The organism is Mycobacterium sp. TH-M82 (genome assembly GCF_057473605.1).
Genome location: NZ_JBYCKY010000869.1, coordinates 1 through 3,599, shown reverse-complemented (window position 1 = coordinate 3,599; position 3,599 = coordinate 1). Strand labels below are relative to the sequence as shown.

Annotated in this window: 5 protein-coding genes; 4 read left to right on the top strand and 1 reads right to left on the bottom strand. The window is 68.0% G+C overall.

Annotated elements, in window-relative coordinates; translation table 11 throughout:
- Nucleotides 1-310 (bottom strand): aldo/keto reductase (locus tag AC2VON_RS25180; RefSeq protein ID WP_486955252.1); only part of this gene is annotated, 310 nt, incomplete at its 3' end.
- Here AC2VON_RS25180 and AC2VON_RS25175 point away from each other — a divergent pair.
- From AC2VON_RS25175 to AC2VON_RS25160, 4 genes are all read left to right on the top strand, one after another.
- Nucleotides 309-1,454: an alpha/beta hydrolase gene (locus AC2VON_RS25175; protein WP_486955251.1), complete on the top strand. Its 1,146-nt coding sequence runs from the start codon at nt 309-311 to the stop codon at nt 1,452-1,454. The genes AC2VON_RS25180 and AC2VON_RS25175 overlap by 2 nt on opposite strands.
- A 68-nt stretch (nt 1,455-1,522) precedes the next feature.
- Nucleotides 1,523-2,293: a DsbA family protein gene (locus AC2VON_RS25170; RefSeq protein ID WP_486955250.1), complete on the top strand. Its 771-nt coding sequence runs from the start codon at nt 1,523-1,525 to the stop codon at nt 2,291-2,293.
- Nucleotides 2,290-2,934, top strand: a complete 645-nt coding sequence (locus tag AC2VON_RS25165) for a vitamin K epoxide reductase family protein (RefSeq protein ID WP_486955249.1) — start codon at nt 2,290-2,292, stop codon at nt 2,932-2,934. Before AC2VON_RS25170 ends, AC2VON_RS25165 begins: the two co-directional genes overlap by 4 nt.
- A gap of 19 nt (nt 2,935-2,953) precedes the next feature.
- Nucleotides 2,954-3,599: biotin carboxylase N-terminal domain-containing protein (locus tag AC2VON_RS25160; protein WP_486955248.1), on the top strand; the 646-nt coding region annotated here is incomplete at its 3' end.

The window sequence follows — 3,599 nt, the reverse complement described above, 5'->3', positions numbered from 1 at the left end:
CGACCCCGAGCCGGTCGACGCTGGCGTCGAACGCCGCCAGTGTCGAGTCGTAGCCGTGGTCGGCGTTCCACAGCTTGGTGACCAGGTACACCTGGTCGCGGGGCAGGCCGGAGCCCGCGATCGCGCGGCCGGTCTCACGTTCGTTGCGGTACAGTTTCGCGGTGTCGATGTGCCGGTAGCCGGCCCGCAGCGCGGCCGCCACCGCTTGTTCGGTGTCCGCCGGCGGAATCTTGTAAACACCGAAACCGAGGCGGGGGATCGAATTACCGTCATTGAGCGTGACTGAACGCACATCATCGGGAGCAGCCATGACACGAAGTCTGCCAGGAGAGTCTGTCGGACACCGTTCGACGCCGCGGGCGCCGCGGTGGGCCGGTTACCTGCAGAGCGCCGCCACCAGCGTGGGCATGAAGGCGGCCCCGCATATTCCCGCCGGGGTCAAACGGCTGCTCGCCGGCGGCCGGTCGGTCACCATCGACGGCAACACCCTCGACCCGACGCTGCAGCTGATGCTGGCCGCACAGCGCGCGGTCGGCATCGACGGCCTCGTCGTCGGAGACGATGTGGCCACTTCCCGGGCTCTGCTGCGGGAGATGAGTTCGGGGCTGCCCGGTCCGGAGATTCACGTCGACGTGGCTGACGTTTGCCTACCGGGGCCCGTGGGCGCCGCTCCCGACATTCCCGCCCGCCTCTACCGCCCGGCGGGTAGCGGGGCCAAGCCGCTGCTGGTCTTCTACCATGGCGGCGGCTGGGTGATTGGCGACCTGGATTCTCACGACGCGGTGTGCCGGCTGACTTGCCGGGACGGCGACGTCGCGGTGCTGTCGATCGACTACCGGCTGGCACCCGAGCATCCCGCTCCGGCGGCGGTCGAGGACGCCTACGCGGCGTTTCGATGGGCATACGACCACGCCGCGGACCTGGGTGGGATACCGGGCCGGGTCGCGGTCGGCGGAGACAGCTCCGGCGGCAACCTGGCCGCGGTGGTGGCGCTGCTGGCCCGCGACGATTCCCGTGACGCCGATGACAAGGGCGAGCCCGCGCCGGTGTTGCAGTGGTTGATCTACCCGGTCACCGATTGCACCGCCCAAACCCGGTCACGCACCCTGTTCGCCGACGGCTTCGTGCTGACCAAACGCGACATGGACTGGTTCACCGCCCAGTATCTGGGTGGTTCCGATCTGGACCCGATGGATCCGCGGGTGTCGCCGTTGGCCGCCGACGACCTGTCCGGGTTGGCGCCGGCGCTGATCGCCACCGCGGGCTTCGATCCGCTGCGTGACGAAGGCCAACGGTTCGCGGCCGCGCTGCAGGCCGCCGGGACCGTTGTCGACCTACGGACCATGGGGTCGCTGACGCACGGCTTCGCCAACTTATTCCCGCTCGGCGGCGGTAGCGCCGCCGCGATCGCGGAGTTGATCTCGGCGCTGCGCGCACACCTGAGCCGTCACTGAATCGGCTGAGTTGCCGTCGGTACGCTGGAGGCGCCCCGACCCCACCGGAAAAAGGATCAACGAACCTCATGGAAAAGTTGGCCCGCAAACGTCAACGCCCCACCGGGCGCGGCCTGACGGCCGGTGACCACAAACACAACCTCGGCCTGCAGATCGGGCTTGTGGCGGTTGTGGTGCTCTTCGCGGTCGGCCTCATCGGCTACATCGTGATATCCAACGACAAGAAGAGTTCCGGCGGCGACGCCAGAGCGGTGCAGCTGACGTCGAGCAAGCTGATCACCAAGGACGACGGCAAAGAGCCCAAGGCCACCGTATCGTTCTACGAGGATTTCCTCTGCCCGCATTGCGGCTTATTCGAGCGGAACTTCGGCCCCACGGTCTCGCGGCTCATCGACAGCGGCGCCATCGCGGCCGACTACTCCATGGTGGCCATCATGGACCGGCCGCAGAACGACGACTACCCGGCGCGTGCCGCCGCCGCGGCCTACTGCGTCGCCGACGAGAGCATCGACGCGTTCCGGCGTTTCCACACCGCGTTGTTCACCCCGCAGCTGCAGCCGGCGGAGGTGGGCGGGCACTATCCCGACAACGGCCGGTTGATCGAACTCGCCCGGCAGGCCGGTGCCGCCGGAAGCGTCCCGAAGTGCATCAACAGCGGCAAATACCTCAAGATGGTGGAGGGATTGGCCACGGCCCGCGACATCAATGCGACTCCGACGGTCCGCATCAACGGCGAGGACTACACCGCGTCGACGCCGCAGGCTTTGGTCGACAAAATCAGGGAGATCGTCGGTGACGTGCCGGGCCTGGACACCGCCGTCCCGCCCAAGGCGTCGTGACCGTCGCAGCGGCTGCGTCCGTGTCCTCCTCGCCCGCCGCCCCGGTAGCCGGTGTGCGGGTGGCTGCATCCAGCGCATGGCTGGTATTGGTCTGCGGGGCGGTCGGCTTGATCGCCTCGGCGACGCTGACGGTGGAGAAGGTCCGGCTATTGGCCGATCCGGCCTATGTGCCGTCGTGCAACCTCAACCCGGTGCTGTCGTGCGGGTCGGTGATGGCCACCGAACCAGCGTCGCTAGCCGGGGTACCCAATTCGCTGATCGGAATCGTGTCGTTCACCGTGGTTTTGGTCACCGGGCTGTTGTCAGTAGCGAAAGTACCGTTGCCACAATGGTATTGGACGGGGCTGACGATCGGCGCAGTTGCCGGCGTCGGGTTCGTGCACTGGCTGATCTTCGTCAGCCTGTACCGGATCGGGGCGCTGTGCCCGTACTGCATGGCGGTCTGGGCGGTCACCATCCCGCTGCTGGTGGTGGTGGCGTCGGCCGCCTTCGCGTCCAGCCGTCGGCGTGCTGTGGGCTCGGTGGGCTCAGTGAGTGCAGTGCTGTACCGGTGGCGGTGGTCGCTGACCGCGGTGTGGTTTACCGTGCTGATCGTGTTGATCGCCATCCGGTTTCAGGACTACTGGTCGACGCTGGTTTGACGGGCAGTTAAGGGCGCATGTGATCGCCAAAGTGCTGGTCGCCAACCGCGGAGAAATCGCCATCCGCGCGTTTCGCGCCGCCTGCGAGCTCGGTATCGCCACGGTGGCGGTCTACCCCTACGAAGACCGCAATTCGGTGCACCGGCTCAAGGCGGACGAGTCCTACCAGATCGGCGAGCCCGGTCACCCGGTGCGCGCCTACCTGTCCGTCGACGAGATCGTCGACACCGCGCGGCGGTGCGGGGCCGACGCGGTGTACCCCGGCTACGGCTTCTTGTCGGAGAACCCGGAGCTGGCCGAGGCGTGTGCGGCGGCGGGTATCACTTTCGTCGGCCCCAGCGCGGCGGTGCTGAAGCTGACCGGCAACAAGTCGCGGGCCATCGCCACCGCACGCGAGGCCGGCCTGCCGGTACTGTCCTCTTCGGCGCCGTCGGCGGCGGTCGAGGAATTGCTGTCGGCTGCAACCAAGATGACGTTCCCGCTGTTCGTCAAAGCGGTCGCCGGCGGTGGCGGCCGGGGGATGCGCCGGGTCGGTGACATCTCCGCGCTCGCGGAGGCGATCGAGGCAGCCGGCCGGGAGGCCCAGTCGGCGTTCGGGGACCCGACGGTCTATCTGGAACAGGCGGTGATCAACCCGCGCCACATCGAGGTGCAGATCCTCGCCG